The 16230-nt window shown below is 68.9% G+C and carries 18 protein-coding genes; 14 read left to right on the forward strand and 4 right to left on the reverse strand.

Annotated features, from left to right (window positions below; translation table 11 throughout):
• Nucleotides 1–80 precede the first annotated feature (80 nt).
• The 3 genes from Q5696_RS04905 (at nt 81) to Q5696_RS04915 (ending at nt 3142) form a co-directional block, all read left to right on the forward strand.
• The gene (locus Q5696_RS04905) at nt 81–917 is read left to right on the forward strand and encodes an aldo/keto reductase (RefSeq protein WP_305094090.1); all 837 of its coding nucleotides are present in this window, start codon (nt 81–83) and stop codon (nt 915–917) included.
• Nucleotides 918–1019: 102 nt separating this feature from the next.
• Nucleotides 1020–1634: a PadR family transcriptional regulator gene (locus Q5696_RS04910; protein WP_305094091.1), complete on the forward strand. Its 615-nt coding sequence runs from the start codon at nt 1020–1022 to the stop codon at nt 1632–1634.
• Nucleotides 1631–3142 (forward strand): DHA2 family efflux MFS transporter permease subunit, encoded by a 1512-nt coding sequence (locus tag Q5696_RS04915; protein WP_305094092.1) that lies wholly within the window; start codon nt 1631–1633, stop codon nt 3140–3142. Before Q5696_RS04910 ends, Q5696_RS04915 begins: the two co-directional genes overlap by 4 nt.
• 16 nt (nt 3143–3158) lie before the next feature.
• On the opposite strand, the gene Q5696_RS04920 is transcribed toward Q5696_RS04915, so the two are convergent.
• Both Q5696_RS04920 and Q5696_RS04925 read right to left on the reverse strand, forming a co-directional pair.
• Nucleotides 3159–4292, reverse strand: coding sequence for a sensor histidine kinase (locus tag Q5696_RS04920; RefSeq protein ID WP_305094093.1), 1134 nt, complete (start codon nt 4290–4292; stop codon nt 3159–3161).
• Nucleotides 4285–4962, reverse strand: coding sequence for a response regulator transcription factor (locus Q5696_RS04925; protein WP_305094094.1), 678 nt, complete (start codon nt 4960–4962; stop codon nt 4285–4287). Before Q5696_RS04925 ends, Q5696_RS04920 begins: the two co-directional genes overlap by 8 nt.
• A 171-nt stretch (nt 4963–5133) precedes the next feature.
• Between Q5696_RS04925 and Q5696_RS04930 the strand changes: the two genes are divergently transcribed.
• Complete coding sequence (locus Q5696_RS04930; protein WP_305094095.1) at nt 5134–5736, forward strand: M15 family metallopeptidase; 603 nt, start codon at nt 5134–5136, stop codon at nt 5734–5736.
• A 93-nt stretch (nt 5737–5829) separates the two neighbouring features.
• Here Q5696_RS04930 and Q5696_RS04935 read toward each other — a convergent pair whose 3' ends face one another.
• On the reverse strand, nt 5830–6309 hold the full coding sequence (locus Q5696_RS04935) for a cupin domain-containing protein (protein ID WP_305094096.1): 480 nt from the start codon (nt 6307–6309) through the stop codon (nt 5830–5832).
• A 69-nt stretch (nt 6310–6378) separates the two neighbouring features.
• Between Q5696_RS04935 and Q5696_RS04940 the strand changes: the two genes are divergently transcribed.
• Nucleotides 6379–6684: a DUF1254 domain-containing protein gene (locus Q5696_RS04940; protein WP_305095139.1), complete on the forward strand. Its 306-nt coding sequence runs from the start codon at nt 6379–6381 to the stop codon at nt 6682–6684.
• A 10-nt stretch (nt 6685–6694) separates the two neighbouring features.
• Here Q5696_RS04940 and Q5696_RS04945 read toward each other — a convergent pair whose 3' ends face one another.
• Nucleotides 6695–7771 (reverse strand): NAD(P)-binding domain-containing protein, encoded by a 1077-nt coding sequence (locus Q5696_RS04945; RefSeq protein WP_305094097.1) that lies wholly within the window; start codon nt 7769–7771, stop codon nt 6695–6697.
• A 142-nt stretch (nt 7772–7913) separates the two neighbouring features.
• On the opposite strand from Q5696_RS04945, the gene Q5696_RS04950 reads away from it, so the two are divergent.
• The 9 genes from Q5696_RS04950 (at nt 7914) to Q5696_RS04990 (ending at nt 16208) form a co-directional block, all read left to right on the forward strand.
• A complete protein-coding gene (locus Q5696_RS04950) occupies nt 7914–8645 on the forward strand; it encodes an enoyl-CoA hydratase (protein ID WP_305094098.1) in 732 nt (243 codons plus the stop codon).
• The gene (locus Q5696_RS04955) at nt 8642–9733 is read left to right on the forward strand and encodes an MBL fold metallo-hydrolase (protein WP_305094099.1); all 1092 of its coding nucleotides are present in this window, start codon (nt 8642–8644) and stop codon (nt 9731–9733) included. The genes Q5696_RS04950 and Q5696_RS04955 overlap by 4 nt, the downstream gene beginning before the upstream one ends.
• Before the next feature lie 36 nt (nt 9734–9769).
• Nucleotides 9770–12241, forward strand: a complete 2472-nt coding sequence (locus Q5696_RS04960) for an HAD-IC family P-type ATPase (RefSeq protein WP_305094100.1) — start codon at nt 9770–9772, stop codon at nt 12239–12241.
• Between the two features lie 75 nt (nt 12242–12316).
• Entirely contained in the window at nt 12317–13015 is a 699-nt protein-coding gene (locus tag Q5696_RS04965) for a PaaI family thioesterase (protein WP_305094101.1), read from the forward strand.
• A 29-nt stretch (nt 13016–13044) separates the two neighbouring features.
• Nucleotides 13045–13236, forward strand: a complete 192-nt coding sequence (locus Q5696_RS04970; RefSeq protein ID WP_305094102.1) for an antitoxin — start codon at nt 13045–13047, stop codon at nt 13234–13236.
• A gap of 189 nt (nt 13237–13425) precedes the next feature.
• The gene (locus tag Q5696_RS04975; RefSeq protein ID WP_305094103.1) at nt 13426–14142 is read left to right on the forward strand and encodes a GntR family transcriptional regulator; all 717 of its coding nucleotides are present in this window, start codon (nt 13426–13428) and stop codon (nt 14140–14142) included.
• Entirely contained in the window at nt 14139–14993 is an 855-nt protein-coding gene (locus tag Q5696_RS04980) for a sulfite exporter TauE/SafE family protein (RefSeq protein ID WP_305094104.1), read from the forward strand. The genes Q5696_RS04975 and Q5696_RS04980 overlap by 4 nt, the downstream gene beginning before the upstream one ends.
• A complete protein-coding gene (locus tag Q5696_RS04985) occupies nt 14990–15274 on the forward strand; it encodes a DUF1634 domain-containing protein (RefSeq protein WP_305094105.1) in 285 nt (94 codons plus the stop codon). Before Q5696_RS04980 ends, Q5696_RS04985 begins: the two co-directional genes overlap by 4 nt.
• A 157-nt stretch (nt 15275–15431) precedes the next feature.
• Nucleotides 15432–16208: an SDR family oxidoreductase gene (locus tag Q5696_RS04990; RefSeq protein ID WP_305094106.1), complete on the forward strand. Its 777-nt coding sequence runs from the start codon at nt 15432–15434 to the stop codon at nt 16206–16208.
• The last annotated feature ends 22 nt before the right edge of the window (nt 16209–16230 follow it).

Here is a 16230-nt window from a genome sequence, read left to right on the forward strand (position 1 = left end):
CACGGGTGCCCCATGTTCCCGGGTGTCCACGTTGTGAGACACCCGGGAACATGTGGAGGCGTCGCGGTGGTTGCCCGAACATGACCTCCATCAGTTCCGTTCCCGCCGTCGAACTGAACGACGGCAACTCGATCCCACAACTCGGCTTCGGCGTGTTCCAGGTGCCCGACGATCAGGCGTACGACGCCGTCACCGAGGCTCTGAAAGTCGGGTACCGCAGCATCGACACCGCCCGGATCTACGACAACGAGTCCGGGACCGGCCGGGCGATCGCCGACTCCGGGGTAGCCCGGGAAGACCTGTTCGTGACCACGAAACTGTGGAACGACGACCAGGGCTACGACGAGACCCTGCGGGCGTTCGACGCGAGCCTGGACCGTCTCGGACTCGACTACCTCGACCTCTATCTCGTCCACTGGCCGGTCGCCGCGAAGGGCCGATACCTCGACTCGTTCCGGGCGTTCCAGCAGTTGAAGCGGGACGGCCGGGTCCGCTCGATCGGCGTCTCCAACTTCACGGCCGACAACCTGACCCGGCTCGTGGACGCGGTGGGGGAGACGCCCGTGCTCAATCAGATCGAACTGCATCCCGGCTTCTCGCAGGCCCACCTGCGTGCGGTCCACGCCGATCTGGGCATCGTCACCGAGGCGTGGAGCCCGCTGGGGCAGGGCACGATGCTCGCGAACGAGACGATCCGCGCTGTCGCCGACGCTCACGGCCGTACACCCGCGCAGGTGATCCTGCGATGGCATGTGCAGCTCGGCAACGTCGTGATCCCGAAGTCGGTGACGCCGGAGCGGATCGCGTCGAACATCGACGTGTTCGACTTCGCTCTCACCGCCGACGACATGGCCGCACTCGCATCGCTCGACCGGACCGACGGCCGGATCGGCCCGGATCCCGACACGTTCGGGTGATCGCCCCGCGGCCGTGTCCCTCGTCACATGCGGTGAACGGCATTGCCCGGGTCCGCGCGCCACTCGTATATTCCACTCCGAATATTCGATACGGAAGGTGGGGTGACGGTGCTGCCCCGGTCGGTCACGGCGCTCGGCGTCTCGGTCCTCGCCCTGCTCTTCGAACGTCCGATGCATCCGTACGAGATGTGGCAGGTACTGGGCACCCGCCTCAGGGACCGGCTGGTCAAGGTGCGTCCCGGCTCGCTGTATCACGCGGTCGAACGACTCGAACGGGACGAACTCGTCACCGCCACGGGTGTCGACCGTCAGGGGAACCGGCCGGAGCGCACCACGTACGAGATCACCGACGCCGGCCGTGATGCCGTCCGACAGTGGGTTGCGGACACCGTGCGCGTTCCGGCGCCCGAATATCCGCGCTTCCCGCTCGGACTGTCCGAACTGCACAACCTCTCGTCCGCCGAGGCCCTGACCCTGCTGGACGAGCGCATCGCCGCACTGGACGCGCAACTCGTCGATCTGGACGTTCTCGCCGACACGGCCCGGGACGTCCCGGAACTGTTCACCGTTCCGTTCGCGTACACCCGGGCCATGATCCGGGCGGAGCTGGACTGGCTGCGCGCGTTCGTCGGACGCGTCCGCGCCGGCGACGTGCCGTGGGTGACCGACGCACACCTCTCATCACTGAAGCTCACCGACTTGAAGGGCAACCGATGACTACCGTAAGCAGGCCCTGGCCGGCCCTGTGGGCCCTGTGTCTGGGCTTCTTCATGATCCTCGTCGACAGCACGATCGTCGCCGTCGCGAACCCGGTCATCACCGCCGAGTTGGGTGCCGACGTCAACGCGGTCATCTGGGTGACGAGCGCCTACCTGCTCGCCTACGCGGTCCCGTTGCTCGTCACCGGACGACTCGGTGACCGGTTCGGGCCGAAGAACATGTATCTGATCGGCCTGACGGTGTTCACGCTGGCGTCGCTGTGGTGCGGCCTGGCCGGCGGCATCGAGATGCTGATCATCGCGCGCGTCTTCCAAGGCCTCGGCGCGGCCATGATGACGCCGCAGACGATGGCCGTCATCACCCGGATCTTCCCGCCGGACAAGCGTGGAGCCGCGATGGGCCTGTGGGGTTCGGTGGCCGGCGTCGCGACACTGGTCGGGCCGATCCTCGGTGGTGTCCTCGTCGACAACCTCGGCTGGGAGTGGATCTTCATCGTCAACGTCCCGGTCGGTGTCGTCGCGTTCGTGCTCGCGTGGCGGCTGGTTCCGGTGCTGCCGACCAACAACCACAAGTTCGACCTGGTCGGTGTGGCGCTCAGCGCGGTCGGTCTGTTCTGCATCGTCTTCGGCCTGCAGGAAGGCAACTCGTACGACTGGGACGCGCGCACCTGGGGGCTGATCGGCGTCGGTGTCGTGTTCATGATCGCGTTCGTGTGGTGGCAGAAGGTCAACCGCAACGAACCTCTGGTCCCGCTCGGCCTGTTCAAGGACCGGAACTTCTCGGTCGCCAACCTCGGCATCATGACGATGGGCTTCTCCATCACCGCGGTCATGCTCCCGTTCATGTACTACGCGCAGAGCGTCACCGGCCTGTCGCCGACTCGATCGGCCCTGCTGATGGCGCCGATGGCGATCGTCACCGGCATCCTCGCCCCGTTCGTCGGGCGGCTCGTCGACAGGGCCCACCCACGGTTCATCGCGGGACCGGGTTTCCTCGTGTTCGCCCTCGCCACCGCCTGGCTGGCGACACGACTGACCCCGACCACCCCGATCTGGCAGATCCTGCTGCCGATGGCCGTCATCGGCGCATCCAACGCGTTCATCTGGGCGCCGGTCTCCGCGACGGCGACCCGGAACCTCCCCATGGCACACGTCGGCGCCGGTTCGGGTGTCTACAACACCACCCGCCAGGTCGGTGCCGTCCTCGGCAGCGCGGCAATGGGCGCGCTCATGACGTCCCGGATCACCGCCGAGCTGTCCACGGTGGGCGTCGCCGGCGGCGCCTCGGCAGGGGAGGGCCACTTCATGGGCGGCCAGTTGCCCGAGATGGTCCGCGAACCCTTCGCGACCGCAATGGCGCAGTCCGCGATGCTGCCCGCGGCCGTGCTGATGCTCGGTTTCGCGGTGGTGATGTTCTTCGTGAATCCGCGCAAGGAGACCGGCCCGTCCGGACAGGTTCCGGTGGCGTCCGGCGGCGACCCGGAATCGGTGCCGGCTCGCGGCTGAGTACGCGCACGGGTCGTCACGCGGCCGGGAGACGGACTGTCACGAACAGGCCGCCGCCCGGCCGCGGCCGTATCTGCAGATCGCCGTCGTGGACCTCCACGATGCGCGCGACGAGAGCGAGCCCCAGCCCGTACCCGCGGTGATGTGGGCGGGCGGCCGTGTCGCGTGCGGACGGACCGATCCGACCTCGGCCGCGGAGGAACGGTTCGTGCAGTCGGGACGCCTGCTCGGGTGTGAAGGCGTCACCGTCGTTCTCGGTCTCCAGCACCACCGTCCCACCGTCTTCGGGGCCGGTCCGGACGGCCAGCTCTCCGCCCGCGACGTTGTGGCGCACGGCGTTCTGGACGAGGTTGGCGACGAGCTGTGTGAGCAGTGCGCGGTTCCCGACGGTGCGTGCCGGACGCAGCTCGGTTCGGATCCGCAGCGACCGACCGGCCGATTCCTCCGAGTGGTCGGCGAGCTCGTCCGCGACCGTGGACGCCAGATCGACGGTGTCGGCGACGGCCGTCGCGGTGCCCACGTCCGCCAGCTCGAGCAACGCCTCGGTCAGCCCCACCGCGCGGGCGTTGGTCACCGTGAGCCGGTCGACGAGCGTGGGATAGTCCTGTGACTCCGGATGCCGGCGGGCGACGTCGAGCATCGTGGCCGTGACCGCCAGCGGGGTGCGCAGCTCGTGTGACGCGTTGGCCGCGAACCTCTGGCGTGCCGCGAATTCCTCGCCGAGCCGGTCCAGCATGTGATCGAAAGTATCTGCCAGCTGCCGGAATTCGTCGTTCCGACCGGTGAGGTGGATGCGGTGATCGAGACGCCCGGTGGCGGCGATGCGCGCCGCATCGTTGATCCGCCGCAGCGGTCGCAGCACCCACCCGGCAAGGAACCAGCCGCCGGTGATGCCGACGAGCGCGAGGCCGGCGAGAAGTACCCCGGACAGCCGCAGCAGCGCATCGAGGATCTCCTGGCGCGACGCCACCGCGACGTCGCTCTCTCTCGGATTCGCCGCCGTCAGTGGATAGTTCGGAACGTAGCGCAGAACGATGTACACGCCGGCGAGGACGGTCGCCCCGGCCGCGACCAGGAAGGCCGCATAGCTCAACGCAAGCCGTAGCTGGGCGCTCCGGCGTCGACGGGGCCGGGCGCCGCGGTCAGTCACGACCGGCCTCCGGATCGGCGAGCCGATAACCGGCGCCCGGAACCGTCCGGACGAGGTCCGGGTCGCCGAGCGCCTTCCGCAGCGTCGAGACGGTCACCCGCGGTGCCGTCGTGAACGGGTCGGCATTCTCGTCCCACGCCTTCTCGAGCAGCGTCTCGGCGCTGACGACGCCACTGTCGGCGCGCATCAGCAACTCGAGCACCGCGAACTGCTTACGAGTGAGCTTGACGAACCGGCCGCCCCGGTATACCTCGCGTCGGAACGGATCGAGCCGCAGATCGGCGAACCCGAGCACCGGTGTCGACGCCGCGGGCGGACGCCGAGCCAGTGCGTGCAGGCGGGCGATCAACTCTTCGAGGTCGAACGGCTTGGTCAGGTAGTCGTCGGCTCCGAGCCGGAATCCGTCGACCTTGTCCGCGAGTCGCGCGGCGGCCGTCAGCATCAGCACCCGGGTCGCCGGGTGGTCACGCGTGATCGCGGCGCACACGTCGTCCCCGTGCACTCCGGGGAGGTCGCGGTCGAGTACCACCACGTCGTAGTCGTTGACGCCGACCCGTTCGAGCGCCTCGTCGCCGTCGAGTGCGATGTCCGCCGCGATCGCGTCGTGCCGCAGCCCGTCGCGCAGCGCCTCGGCCAGGAACAGTTCGTCCTCGACGATCAAGACCCGCATTCGTATCTCCCGTGCCCGACAGCGCCGACGGTACCGCCGGCGTCTTGTCAGTCTAGGGAGGAGCCGTGTTGCGGAAATGTGTGGAAAACGGCCTACGCCCACGCAACACCGAACGCGATGGAGTGTTCGCGACAGGCCCGAGCAGCGGGCCGACTACCGGAAGAGGACTCCATGTGGATCTCGGAGCGGTCGATCCTCGTTCGTACTCTCACGGCGGCGCTCGCGGGTGGCACGTTGCTGGCTGTATCGGGGTGCTCCACCCTCCGTAGCGATGCGAAGGCACTGATGGACTTCGGTGATCGGCACGGCGAGTCGACGGTGTTCCGGGGACTGGGGGAGTCCGACGGATACCTCCCGTCGGGCACCTCGCTCTCACCGTTCGACGCTGTCCACCCGGCGCTCACAAACCTGGATCCGGCCCTGCGCGCGGCGCTGCGATCGGCGGCGGCGGACGCGCAGGAGGACGGCATCCGGATGGTGGTGACCAGCGGTTGGCGCAGTGCCCCCTATCAGAAGTCGTTGCTGGACAACGCCGTCCGGACGTATGCGAGCGAGGATGAGGCGCGTCGGTGGGTGAACACCCCGGAGCGGTCGACGCACGTCTCGGGGGACGCCGTCGATATCGGGCCCACCGATGCCGACAGTTGGCTCGCCCAACACGGCGAACGGTACGGGCTGTGCCAGACCTATGCGAACGAGATGTGGCACTTCGAGTTGGCGACGGTTCCCGGCGGTAGTTGTCCGGCCCAGATCGACGACGCGTCCGTGGGGTGAGGAACACGGCAGGTGCCAGGCCGCGGGACGTTCGCCGACGATGACCGGGGCCGTCGGTGGACATCGAGGCCGCTGCGTGCCTGCGTGCCGACGTCAGTACGGCTCGGGTGCGGGCATCGGGTAGTCCTGGCCCTCGAGCCGGAAGTCGGCGAAGTCGAAGCCGGGCACGACGATGCAGCTCACGAGGGTGGCGTCGTCGTCGATCGGGCGGGCCCGCTGCCACGTGCACGGCGGGACGACGACCTGGGGGGTCTGCCCGGCGGCCACGTCCGTGCCCAGAATGTGTCGGGTGACGTCGCCGGGGGAATTGCCGGCGCCGCCGAGTTCGAGGAGCAGGGGGCTGCCGCGGTGGTACAGCCACAGTTCGGTGCCGCGGACCGCATGCCAGGTCGACTGCCGGCCGGCCTCGAGCAGGAACAGGATCGCCGTCCCGGCGGCGCGGGCGCCCGCGAACATGTTGGGCAGCGCGACGGTCGGCAGCTCGATGTCGCTGCGCCACGTCTCGCGATACCAGCCCCCCTCGGGGTGCGGTGCGAGGTCCAGCGGTTCGGCCCACTCCGGAATGCCTGCCACGAGACCATGATGGCGGCAAACTGTGTGTATCGCGAGCGGAGCGCCGGAGGTGATGGTGAAATGGTCCACATGACCCACCCGAGTGGAGATTCGGAAGTTGGTGCGGATTCGGTCGAAAGCACCGAATCGCTTGCCGGGGCGCGTGTTTACGACCTCGGTGTCGGTCCCATGATGCTCGACGACCCGGACATGTCCGGTGAGGACATCGTGGTGCACTGCGCCGACGCGTGGACCGACGACGTCACCTACCTGGACCGGCACGTTCGACGCCGGTACCTGCTGGTTCCCCCGGGCTGGCCGGGCGAGCTGCCGGCCGACGCCGTCGCGGTGCACTGCTCCACCCGCATCGTGTCGATCATGAAGGCGGTCAGCTGAATCGGTGCCGTCACCGGCCGAGGAACAGGCTCAGCTCACGGGCTGCTGCGCGCCCGGCCCGGTTCGCGCCGATCGTCGACGCGGACGGCCCGTACCCCACCAGATGCACTCGCGGGTCCGCCGCGACCTGGGTGGCGAGCCGGCCCGTCATGGTGATGCCGCCGCCGGGGCCGCGCAACCGCAGTGGGGCGAGATGATCGAGCGACGACCGGAAACCCGTGCACCACAGGATGACGTCGGCGCGCTGCTCGGTGCCGTCGGCCCATCGGACACCGGTCGCGGTGATCTCGGAGAACATCGGTAACCGGTGCAGGACGCCGCGCTGCCGGGCAGCCCGGATCGCGGGAGTCACCGGCAGCCCCGTCACCGACACCACCGACCCGGGTGGGAGTCCGCGGCGCACCCGATCCTCGACGAGCGCCACTGCATCCCGGCCGATTTCGGGTGTGAACGGTTCCTCCCGGAACTGGGGTTCGCGGCGGGTCACCCACGTGGTGGTCGTGACGGTGGAGATCTCGTCGAGCAACTGCACCGCCGAGATGCCGCCGCCGACGACGATCACGTGCGCTCCCTCGAACTCGCGTGCCGACCGGTAGTCGCGGGTGTGCAGTTGCCTGCCCTCGAACAGTTCGGCACCGGGCACGGACGGCACGAACGGGCGCTCCCAGGTGCCGGTCGCATTGACCAGGCCGCGGGTCAGATACGTGCCGCCCGGGGTTTCCACCGCGAGCCGCTCACCCCGGTCGCACACGACCGTCGCGTGCACCGGTCGGTGTACGGGCAGTTCGAACCGTTTCTCGTAGAGCCCGTAGTAGTGCGGGACGGCCGCAGCAGCCGGGACGGCCTCGACGTCGGGTCCGAGGGTGTCCGAGAACGGCATCCCCGGGAGGTCGTGGACGCCGTTGACGGTCTGCAGGGTCAGGGACGGCCACCGGAACTGCCATGCCCCGCCGGGCCCGGGCGCGTGGTCGAGGACCACGAACTCCCGTTCGGGCACCAGGCCGGTGCGGCGCAGGTGATACGCGGTGGACAGGCCGGCCTGCCCGGCGCCGATCACCACGACGTCGAGTTCGGTATCGGTGGTCATGCGTGGGGCAACAGCGCAGGCAGCGGTGTTGTTCCGGGACGTCGGCCTGCCTGTGCAGGGTGCGTCACAGGTACTGTGGCAGCGCACCGCCGCGGATCGTCCGTCCGGGACGACCCGCCCACCGAGAAAGCGAGTGAGTCGGATGATCGGGACCAGCCGTGACGGCCACGTGGTCACTCTCGAACTGCAGCGCCCGGAGCGGCGCAACGCCCTGAGTGCCGCGCTGTGCATCGCGTTACGGGAGGCACTCGAGCAGGCTGTCGCGGACGAGGCGCGGGTGATCGTGCTGACCGGGCAGGGCACCGCGTTCTGTGCGGGTGCCGACCTGTCCGGTGACGTGTACGCCGAGGGTTTCACCGACCACCTGCTCGAGATGCTGCACACGATCGACTCGATCCCGGTCCCGGTGATCGCCGCGGTCAACGGGCCCGCGGTCGGCGCCGGTACCCAGTTGGCGTTGGCGTCGGATCTGCGGGTCGTCGCCCCCGAGGCGCGGTTCGGGATTCCCGCCGCGAAACTCGGTATCACCGTCGACAAGTGGACGGTGCGGCGACTGGTGTCGCTCGTCGGTGGGGGACCGGCGCGCACGATGCTGCTCGGCGCCGAAATGCTGTCGGCGGACGAGGCTTTCGCGCGTGGGCTCGCCAACAGGATCGGGGACCTCGCGGTCGCACAGGAATGGGCGCACGCCATCGCGGAGCTGGCGCCGCTGTCGCTGCGGCATCTCAAACTCGTCTTCAACGACGACGGCACCACCGAACCCCAGACCGAGGAACAGTTGGCGGCGCTGTTCGCGGCGTGGGGCAGCGACGACGCGCAGGAGGCCCGGGCCGCGCGGGCCGAGAAGCGGGCACCGCAGTTCCGGGGCCGATGATGATCGGAAAGACACTGCTGGCCGCGGCGGCAGCCGTCGGCGCCGGCTGCGTGGCCCGCGCCGCATGGGGGGTGCTCCCGTCGATCGGCGCATCCCGGTCCGCGATCCGTCCGTATGCGGCGGCGTCACCGCGCTACCGCGACAACCGATTCCACAATTCCGATCCCGGCTCGTCGCTGCCGGACGGATCCCAGTCCGGTCTCGCCAAGGCGTTCCTCACCCGAGGCACGGTCGGGACGCCCCCTCGGCAGATCCCGCTCGCGACCCCGCTCGCGCCGACGACGGCGGGGGAACTCGCCGTGACGTGGCTGGGACATGCGAGCGTGCTGATCGAGATCGACGGCCGCCGGGTGCTCACCGACCCGGTGTGGAGCGAGCGGGTGTCGCCGTCGGACGTCGTCGGCCCGGCCCGCATGCATCCGATGCCGATGGCACTCGCGGATCTGCCGCACATCGACGCGGTCGTCGTCTCCCACGACCACTACGACCACCTCGACCGGGCCACGATCACCGCCCTCGCCCGGAACCGCTCCACGACGTTCGTCGTCCCTCTCGGGGTGGGTGCGCACCTGCGACGCTGGCACGTCCCCGCCGACCGGATCGTCGAACTCGACTGGGACGAGAGCACCGACGTCGTCGGGCTGACCCTCACGTGCACGGAGGCACGGCACTTCTCGGGCCGCGGCCTGGCCCGGGACACGACGCTGTGGGCGTCGTGGGTGATCGCGGGGGAGAACCGGAGGGTGTTCTTCGGTGGCGACTCCGGGTATACGGCGCGTTTCGCCGACGTCGGCCGCCGGTACGGCCCGTTCGACGTGACGCTGCTGCCGATCGGCGCGTACGACGAGCGGTGGCCCGACATCCACATGACCCCCGAGGAGGCGGTCCGCGTGCACCGCGACGTCGGCGGTGGCGTGCTGGTTCCGGTCCACTGGGCCACGTTCAACCTCGCGTTCCATCCGTGGGGTGAACCGGTCGAGCGGTTGCTCGACGCGGCGGGGCAGGCCGGGGTCCGGGTGGCGGTGCCGATGGTCGGTCAACGGATCGACGGTCTGCACCCACCGGAGACGACGCAGTGGTGGCGGTGACGTCCGGTTTCGTCGCGCCGCCTTATTCTTGCTGACATGGCAACGGACGAGCCGATCGACGGCGGTGGCGGAGCAGTCGGCACCCTGGACACCGATCCCCGGCACATCGAGAACGGCCTGACCGCCGATCAGGTGGCGCAGCGGGTTGCCGACGGGCGGACCAACGACGTCCCCGACCGAGCGAGCCGCTCGGTCAAGGACATCGTCCGGGCGAACGTGTTCACCCGGATCAACGCGATCCTCGGTGTGCTGCTGATCATCGTGTTGTCGACAGGGTCGATCGTCGACGGCATGTTCGGTCTGCTGATCATCGCGAACAGCGGGATCGGCATCATCCAGGAGATCCGCGCCAAACGAACCCTCGATCAGCTGGCGATCGTCAGCCAGGCCAAGCCGGTGGTGCGCCGCGACCGTACCGCCGCGCCCGTCGCACCCAAGGACGTGGTGCTCGACGACATCATCGAGCTCGGCCCCGGCGACCAGATCGTGGTCGACGGCATCGTGGTGGAGGCGTCGGCGCTCGAGGTGGACGAGTCGCTGCTCACCGGTGAGGCCGACGCCGTGCACAAGCCGGTCGGCGCGCAGGTGCTGTCGGGCAGCTATGTCGTCGCCGGCAGCGGTGCCTACCGGGCGACCAAGGTGGGCCGTGAGGCGTACGCCGCCAAGCTCGCCGAGGAGGCCAGCAAGTTCACGCTGGTGCACTCGGAGCTGCGCTCCGGTATCGACAAGATCCTCAAGTTCATCACCTATCTGATGATCCCGGCGGGTCTGCTCATCATCTACAACCAGCTGTTCTCGAGCGGCCAGGCGCTTGGGCCCGCCCTCAACGGCATGGTGGCCGCGCTGGTCCCGATGGTCCCCGAGGGACTGGTGCTCATGACGTCGATCGCGTTCGCGGTCGGGGTCGTCCGGTTGGGGCAGCGCAAGTGTCTGGTGCAGGAGTTGCCCGCGATCGAGGGCCTGGCCCGCGTCGACGTCGTGTGCGCCGACAAGACCGGCACCCTCACCGAGAACGGCATGAAGCTCGCCGAACTGCGCACCGCCGAGTCCGACGACGCGGCAGCGGCGAAGGCGCTGGCCGCGCTGGCCGCCGACGATCCGCGCCCCAACGCGAGCATGTTGGCGATCCGGGACGCCCTCACCGACGCGCCGGGCTGGACGGCCACCGCGGTGGCCCCGTTCTCGTCGGCCAAGAAGTGGAGCGGCCAGTCGTACGGGGAGCACGGCAACTGGCTGCTCGGCGCCCCCGACGTCCTGCTCGACACGGGCAGCGACATGGCCCGGCAGGCGGAGGAGATCGGCGCACAGGGGCTGCGCGTGCTGCTGCTCGGCAGCAGCGACCGCCCTGTCGACGCGGCCGACGCCCCCGGTGTCGTGACGCCGCGGGCACTGGTGATCCTGGATCAGAAGGTGCGCCCCGACGCCCGCGAAACCCTCGAATATTTCGCGAGCCAGAAGGTCGACGTCAAGGTCATCTCGGGGGACAACGCGGTGTCGGTCGGCGCGGTCGCGACCTCGCTGGGCCTGCCCGGTGGCGACAACGCGATCGACGCCCGGCAGCTGCCGGAGGACCCCGAGAAGCTGGCCGACACCCTCGACACCGCCACCACGTTCGGTCGGGTCCGCCCCGATCAGAAGCGGGCGATGGTCGGTGCGCTGCAGTCCCGCGGCCACACGGTCGCGATGACCGGCGACGGCGTCAACGACGTGCTCGCGCTCAAGGACGCCGACATCGGGGTCGCGATGGGCTCGGGTAGCCCCGCGACCCGGGCGGTGGCGCAGATCGTGCTGCTGGACAACAAGTTCGCGACTCTGCCGTACGTGGTCGGTGAGGGCCGACGGGTGATCGGCAACATCGAACGCGTCTCGAACCTGTTCCTGACGAAGACCGTGTACTCGGTGCTGCTGGCGTTCCTCATCGGTGTCTCCGGGGTGGCGGCGCAGCTCTTCGACTTCGATCCGCTGCCGTACCCGTTCCTGCCGCGGCACGTGACGATCGCGGCGTGGTTCACGATCGGTATCCCGGCGTTCATCCTGTCGCTCGCCCCCAACAACGAGCGCGCCCGCTCCGGGTTCGTCGCCCGCGTGATGCGGCTGGCGATCCCGTCCGGTGTCATCATCGGCGTTGCGACGTACGTGTCGTACCTGCTCGCGTACGCGGGTCCGGACGCCACCGAACAGCAGGTGGAGCAGGCCGGGACGACGGCGCTGATCACGCTCATCATGATCGCGCTGTGGGTGCTCGCGGTCGTCGCGCGCCCGTACGTGTGGTGGAAGCTCGTGCTGCTGGCGGGCTCGGTCCTCGGCTATGTGGTGCTGTTCTCGATTCCGCTGAGTCGCGAGTTCTTCAAGCTCGACCCGTCGAACGTGGCGGCCACGACCGCCGCGTTCGTGATCGGCGGCGTCGGTGTGGTGCTGGTCGAGGTCGCATGGTGGGTCACCGGCCGCATCCACGGTGAGCACCGCCGGCTGTTCGCGTCGAGCGAGGACCTGCCCGGAGTGCACTGACGGCACCCCGGTCCCTCCTCTGTAATCTGCAGAAAACGTGCATCGTGCACATCGAGCAGGTAGTGGGAGATAAGCGTGTCGGAGTCGGTGCAGGGTTCGGTCCAGGACCAGCAGAGCCTCTACGTCCAGGAGGACGTTTCGGACGAGGAGATCGCCCACGAGGCCGAGCTCTACGGGGGGCTCACCGGAACGGTCCGGGACCTGGTCGGGCTCGCTCTCGCCACCGAATCGGACGACGACGACGTGCGCCGCGCGATCGAGCATCTCGAGGCGGCGAAGGAACTGCTGGCCCGCCGCACCCGCCCCCGCCCGTACGGGGTGCGGTGGAACGCGTCCGGTGGACGGCGCGCGTGGGGCAACGCGGCGGTCGGTCTGCGCAACGCAGTGGCCCCGCCGCTGGACATTCATCGGGAGGACGACGGCCGGGTGTGGACGGACGTCGACCTCGGTATGCAGTACGAGGGCCCGGCCGGTCTGACCCACGGCGGGATCTCGGCGCTGCTGCTCGACCAGGTGCTCGGTGAGGCCGCCGAGCATGCGGGTGCGCCCGGCATGACCGGGACGTTGACGCTGCGGTACCGCCGGCCCACCCCGCTCGGGAAGCTGCACCTCGAGGCGTGCCTCGACCGCGTCGAGGGCGTCAAGACGTTCGTCACCGGTCACCTCTCGGGTCCGGACGGTGTGTGCGTCGAAGCGGAGGGCGTGTTCATCCTGCCGCGGTGGGCGCGTGGCGCGATGGACGGGGCCGCGGCCACCGAGGCCGCCGGTCGCTGATTCCCGTCCCGGTGGGGGACAATGTCCGCATGGGTTTCATGGACAACATCAAGGGTCTCGTCGACAAGGGGCAGGAACTCGCTGCCGAGCATGCCGACAAGGTCGAGGACGTCATCGACAAGGCCGCGGACATCGCGGACGAGAAGACCGGCGGCAAGTACAGCGGGCACATCGACAAGGCTGCCGAGGCTGCGAAGAAGGTTGTGCCGCCCAAAGAATAATTTGTGTGAGCAGTACGGACAGCGTGAGCGATGACGGTGTGAGCGACACGATCGGGGCGTGAACCTCACCCCGTACCGCTCGTCGCGTTCGGGTCCGCGGGATCGTTCGTTCCGGGATGTCGCGGCCGAGCAGCGGGTGCTGCAGTGGCAGGACAGCTCATCAAGACATTATGACGTTATAATGTCTTGATGACTCTGTACGCGCAGGTGGAAGCGGCTCTCGCCGACGAGATCGGGACCCACTGGCAGGTCGGTGACCGACTGCCCAGCGAGGAGGACCTGATCCGGCGTTTCGGGGTCAGCAGGATCACCGTGCGCCGGGCCGTCCAGAACCTCGCCGGCCGGGGACTGGTCGAGATCCGGCGCGGGGTGGGCACGTTCGTGGCCGCGCCGAGGATCACGCAACCACTGACGGCACTGACCGGCTTCGTCGAGGACATGCATGCGCTGGGACTCGAAGCCGACGCCGAGGTCGTGAGCATCCGGACACAGCCGGCGTCCCGGAGCGTCGCGGATGCGCTCGCGGTGCCGCTGGGATCGGACGTGACGTTCGTCGAACGTGTCCGGCGCGCCGACGGGCGGGCGCTGTCGTTCGATCAGACGTACCTGATTCCCGAGGTGGGTCGGCGGATCGCCGAGGACGATCTCGAGAGCACTCCGATCTTCACCCTGCTCGAACGCACGTACGGTGTTCCGCTCGTGGAGGCGACGTACCGGCTCAGTGCCTGCCTGGCGGACGCCGATGTCGCGGCCGCACTGGACGTACAGGTCGGCGACGCCGTATTCCGGATCGAGCGGACCACGTTCACGACGGACGACCGTCCCGTCGACTACGAGATCCTGCACTACCGGGGTGACGCCGTGACGTTCGAAACCCGACTCCATCGCCGACCGGACACGCAGTGACGGCGGGCACGATGCTGATCGTCCTGGCCGGCGCGTTCGTCGCGGCCGGGCTGGGAAGTGCGCTCGGGATGGCCGGCGGAATCTTCCTCGTGCCGCTTCTGACGATCGTCACCCGAATGCCCTTCGAGTCGGCGGTCGCGGTCGGCCTGGTGTCCGTGGTGGCGTGTTCCTGTGCGAGCTCACCGACATTGATCGTGCAGCGGCTGACCAACATTCGCCTCGCGATCGTGCTGGGGCTCGCGTCGGCGCTGGGTGCGCTCGTCGGGCTGTCGATGGTCGGGGCGGTCCCCGAACGGGTGCTGTACGGATTGTTCGCCGCGGTGCTGGTGGTCTCCGCGATCCAGATGCTGCAGCTCCGGCGTCCTCGGCCCTCGCCGATGCCGGTTGCCGGACGACCGGATCGGGCGGCGGATCTCCGGCTGCACTCGACCGCCCCGGGCGCCGACGGTGTGGAGATCCCCTACCGGGTCGGGTCGCTCGGAGCGGGAACGATCGCAATGTTCGGTGCCGGCACCTTGGCCACGCTCCTCGGTATCGGCAGCGGGGTGCTCAAGATCCCGGCGATGGACATGGCGCTCCGGCTGCCGCTCAAGGTGTCCTCCGCGACCGCGAACCTGATGATCGGAATCACGACGGCCGGTGCCGCGGTAGCCGTGCTGATCGGAGGGAAGCTCGACGTCGACATCGCGGCAGCGGCCGTCGTCGGATCCGTCGCAGGTTCCCTGCTCGGTGCACGAGTGCTGGTGTGGGCGAACCCCGCCCATCTTCGGGTCGTGTTCGTCGTGGTCCTCGTGCTGCTCGCGATCCCCATGACGTCCACTGCCGTCGGGACCGGCGGGGTGGTCGGATGACGAGCGTGCATGCCCGACTCGCCGTCCTGCTGCGGCGGGGAACGGCGGTCGCCGTCACGGTCACCGCACTCGGGATGGTGGCCGGGGTGGTGGAGTCGACGCGCGCGGCAGCATCCGTCGTCACGGTGTGCGGTCTGCTGATGTTCGCACTGCTTCCCGTCGCGGGACTGCTCGTCGCGACCCACCACTTCGTGCGACAGCGAGATCGGACGTATGTCGCATTGACGACCGGTGTGCTCCTGCTCGTCGCCGCCAACGTCGTAGTCGGAGTCGTGAGCTGACGGCGAGTTGTCCGGGGCGCGATTGGGATCTCGTAAACGTCTTGGGTGCAACAGTTTCGGAGCAGGTAGCAGAATTTTCCGGGTTCCGGTTGTGAGATCGGGCGCAGGTGGATCGGTGCTACGCTCGGCTCCAGGCGAGCTGTGAAAGGACTGCCGTATGAGTGATGTATCGGAATTGTTGTCCGGCAAGGTAGTTCTCGTGACGGGTGGAGCCCGTGGTCTCGGTGCCGAGTTCGCTCGGCAGATCGTGGCGGGTGGCGGAAAGGTGGTCGTCGCCGACGTTCTCGACGACGAGGGGCGTTCCACCGCAAGTGATCTGGGTGACGCGGCGCGCTACGTGCACCTCGACGTCACCGATGCCGATGACTGGCGTGCCGCCGTCGAGTTCACACTCGCCGAGTTCGGGACGTTGACCGGTCTGGTGAACAATGCGGGTGTGTCGACGGGGCAGTACCTCGAACACGAGCCGCTCGAGCACTTCCGCCGGGTTCTCGACATCAACCTGGTCGGGGTGTTCAACGGAATCCAGGCGGTCATCGCGCCGCTCCGCGCGGCCGGCGGCGGTTCGATCGTGAACATCTCGTCCGCGGCAGGTCTGATGGGCCTGGCGCTCACGGCGGGCTACGGCGCCTCGAAGTGGGGGGTCCGCGGGCTGAGCAAGGTTGCGGCCGTCGAACTCGGCACCGACCGGATCCGTGTCAACTCCGTCCATCCGGGCATGACCTACACGCCGATGACCGCGGAAGTGGGCATCCAGCAGGGAGAGGGGAACTACCCCAACACCCCGATGGGGCGTGTCGGCGAGGCCGGCGAGATCGCCGGTGCCGTCACCTACCTGCTCTCGGACGCCGCGTCGTACGTCACCGGCGCGGAGATCGCGGTCGACGGCGGCTGGACGGCCGGTCCGACAGTGAAATATGTGATGGGACAATAGGTTCCTCCGTAATCTCCTCGGC

This window comes from Prescottella sp. R16 (assembly GCF_030656875.1).
Classification (GTDB): domain Bacteria; phylum Actinomycetota; class Actinomycetes; order Mycobacteriales; family Mycobacteriaceae; genus Prescottella.